The organism is Nonomuraea sp. NPDC003201 (assembly GCF_053590415.1).
The window spans coordinates 1-2978 of record NZ_JBSFTC010000629.1; the positions used below are offsets into that span (position 1 = coordinate 1).

Consider the following 2978-nt stretch of genomic DNA (forward strand, 5'->3'; position numbering starts at 1 on the left):
GCGACGCCGGGGGAGGCTCCCGTGCCACCGGCGCGGCCGCTCACGCCGGTGGAGCCGGGCCTGGTGGGGCAGCGGCTCGCCGCGGTCGGCGTACCGGAGACCGGGTTCGACTGGCAGGTCGAGGAGCTGCTGCGCGGCCACGGCGCGCTGCGCGCCCGGGTACGGTGCGGGCCGTCCGCCACGTGGGCGCCCGTCCTGGACGCGGCGATGTCGGTGGCGCCGAGCGCGTTCCCCGGCGATCCGCTGCTGCGCATGGTGACGCACGTCGATCGGCTGGTCACGCTCGGAGAGCCGCCGAGCACGGTGGACATCGAGGTGTGGCTCGACCCCGAGCGCGCCGACACGGTGCAGGTACGGGTGATCGACGGTGCCGGCGCCGTCGTCGGCTGGCTGTCGGGACTGCGCTACCCGGTGATCGACGTGCCGGCCCCCGCGGAGAACGGCGCCGACGGCGTGCGGCCCGCCGAGTCGCTCGCCGACCTGGGACCGGCGGAGCTGCGCGCGTTCCTGCTCGAAGAGGTCGGCGCGCAGATCGCCAAGGAGATGCGGCTGGCCCCTGCCGACCTGTCGCCGTACCGGCCGCTGGTCGAGCAGGGGCTGGACTCGGTGCTGACGGTGGTGGTCCGGCGGCGGCTGGAGAAGCGGTTCCGGTGCTCGCTGCCGACGACCCTGCTGTGGCGGCAACCGACCGTCGCCGCGGTCTCCGACTACATCGCCGGGCTGGTGTCCGCCTCAAACGGCAACGGCAACGGCAGCGCCGAGGCGGGCTGAGGAGTCACCCCGGGCAGGCCGGCGGCTTCCGCGCGCAGCTCAGGATCGTTCCTGAGCTGCGCCGTCTGCAGGAGCAGTTCGAGGTTGCCGAAGTCGCCGTGGCACAGGCACTGGCCGCGCCCGAAGCCGTGCGCCCTGGTGAGCGCCAGGGCCGCGTCGACTCGGCCCGCGCGAGTGACCCCGGCAGCCACCGGGAGGCCAGCACCCGGCTGAGGCCCATCGCGCCGTAGCACCAGAACGTGGTGGGCGGCGCGTCGGCGGGAAGGTCGATCGCGGAATGGTCGCGCAGCTCCGTGAAGGTGCCCGTGCCGGTGTCGAAGCTCTCCTGCTCGTGACGGATGGCCTCGACGCCCGCGCGTACGTAGGCGTCCTCCGCGAGCAGCTCGCCCGCCCCCCGCTGACCCTGCAGAACGCGGCCGGGGACGGCTCGCAGGAGTGGCGGCTCGCCCAGCGGGCTCCGGCCCTCGACGACCTGACGCGCGACCGGCGGCCCCCGCGGCTGATCAGGGCGAACGGCGTCGGCGAGCGGGCGACCGTACCGCTGGACGCCATGGCGTCGGATCCCGCCGGCACGGCCCTGCACGCGAACACGACGGGTCACGGCTACGCGTTCACGGCCGGCGGGAGGGTTACGGATCTCGGCCTGATCTCCTTCGGCCAGGCCCAGCAGGGCAGCGTCACCCTTCCGGAGGCGATCAAGGCGGGGACGAGGCTCAAGCTCGCCGTGGTCTTCGACGACTCGCCGCTGATGTGGGATTCGGCCACCGCACGTTGATCGCAGGCGGGGGGTGGGCCGTGGTGGTCAGGCGCGCATGTTCGCGCCGCCGTCGATGGCCCACACCTGGCCGTTGATCCACTCGGCGTCGTCGGACAGCAGGAAGGCCACGACCGCGGCCAGGTCGGCCGGGCGGCCCAGCCGGGTGGTGGGAACGTGCTCCAGGAACATCTTCTGGAGCTGGACGTCGTTCTGCGCCGCCTGCGTCTCGCCCATGACCAGGCCGGGCATCACGCCGTTGCAGCGCACGCCCTCGGGGCCGAAGCGCCCGGCGATGTGCCGGGTCAGCGCGTTGACCGCCGACTTCGAGGCCCCGTAGGCGGGGCGCTTGCGGTCGCTGGCGCTGACCGCGGCGCCGGAGGAGCAGTTGACGATGCTGCCGCCGCCGTTGGCCAGCAGGTGCGGCAGGACGGCGCGAGCGGTGCGGACATAACCCAGGACGTTGACGTCCAGAGTGCGTTCCCACACGTCCAGATCGGTGTCGAGCAGCGACCTGTCACGCCCGAGGGTGCCCGGCGACAGGTCCGCGCCGACGTTGAACAGGCCGTGCACGGTGCCGAACTCCTCGACGGTCCTGGCGACCATCGCGTTGACGGAGTCCTCGTCGGCGAGGTCGAAGCGCACCGCGATCGCCGAACCGCCGGCCTCGGTGATCTTGGCGGTGGTGGCCTGCGCGCCGGAGAGGTTGACGTCGCCGACGACGACATCGGCGCCTTCCTCGGCGAGCCTGATCGCGGTCGCCGCGCCGATGCCGGTCGCCCCGCCGGCCACGATGATCGCCTTGTCCTTCAAACCGCGCATTGTCCGCTCCGATCGGCTGGGGCGATCTCATGGCCGCCCAAACCGTACACATGTGTACGTTTCTGTCGCCGCTAAACGTACAATCCTGTACGGTTCGTGGCAAGTTAGGGTTGGACCGTGCAGGAAAGCGGGTGCCAGTGACACGGAAGGACGCCGTCCGCAACCGGGATCGGCTGCTCACCGCGGCGCGGCGGATGTTCGCCGAACACGGCCACGACGTCGCGCTGGAGGAGATCGCCCGGGTCGCCGGGGTGAGCCGCACTACGATCTACCGCAACTTCGGCACCCGCGAGGAGCTCGCGGCCACGGTCTTCGCCGACAACGTCGCCCAGATCGAGCACCATGCCGCCGGGCTGCGGGGACAACCGGACGGCGCGGTCACGTTGTTCGACTTCGTCCTGGACATGCAACTGGACAACCGCGGCCTCGCCCAGGTCCTGTCCAGCGCCGACCTGCAGTGGTTCATCGAGCATGCCCGCCGCATCGCGGCCTGCTTCGAGCCTCTCCTCGACGCCGGCCGCGCGGCCGGCGTCGTCCACCCCGTCGTCGACGTCGACGACCTGATGCTCGCCATCTCCATGGGGGAGAGCGCCGTGGCCCCCAACCACGCCCCCCCGCGCGACAACCGCCA

Annotated in this window: 5 protein-coding genes; 3 read left to right on the forward strand and 2 right to left on the reverse strand. The window is 72.4% G+C overall.

Translation table 11 applies throughout. The annotated features are described in order from the left end of the window. On the forward strand, positions 1–771 hold a 771-nt coding region (locus tag ACWDX9_RS61915; RefSeq protein WP_449973216.1), incomplete at its 5' end, for a phosphopantetheine-binding protein. Here ACWDX9_RS61915 and ACWDX9_RS61920 read toward each other — a convergent pair. Further along, entirely contained in the window at positions 708–962 is a 255-nt protein-coding gene (locus tag ACWDX9_RS61920) for a lanthionine synthetase LanC family protein (RefSeq protein WP_449973217.1), read from the reverse strand. The two genes, ACWDX9_RS61915 and ACWDX9_RS61920, sit on opposite strands and share 64 nt — an antisense overlap. An 86-nt stretch (positions 963–1048) precedes the next feature. Between ACWDX9_RS61920 and ACWDX9_RS61925 the strand changes: the two genes are divergently transcribed. Then, complete coding sequence (locus ACWDX9_RS61925) at positions 1049–1546, forward strand: hypothetical protein (RefSeq protein WP_449973218.1); 498 nt, start codon at positions 1049–1051, stop codon at positions 1544–1546. Between the two features lie 27 nt (positions 1547–1573). On the opposite strand, the gene ACWDX9_RS61930 is transcribed toward ACWDX9_RS61925, so the two are convergent. Beyond that, the gene (locus tag ACWDX9_RS61930) at positions 1574–2347 is read right to left on the reverse strand and encodes an SDR family NAD(P)-dependent oxidoreductase (RefSeq protein ID WP_449973219.1); all 774 of its coding nucleotides are present in this window, start codon (positions 2345–2347) and stop codon (positions 1574–1576) included. Between the two features lie 131 nt (positions 2348–2478). Between ACWDX9_RS61930 and ACWDX9_RS61935 the strand changes: the two genes are divergently transcribed. Continuing rightward, on the forward strand, positions 2479–2978 hold a 500-nt coding region (locus tag ACWDX9_RS61935; RefSeq protein ID WP_449973220.1), incomplete at its 3' end, for a TetR/AcrR family transcriptional regulator.

Excerpts from the sequence above, each read along its gene's own strand:
- ACWDX9_RS61925 (WP_449973218.1), top strand. The coding sequence starts at position 1,049 with ATGGTCGCGCAGCTCCGTGAAGGTGCCCGTGCCGGTGTCGAAGCTCTC.
- ACWDX9_RS61930 (WP_449973219.1), bottom strand. The coding sequence starts at position 2,347 with ATGCGCGGTTTGAAGGACAAGGCGATCATCGTGGCCGGCGGGGCGACC.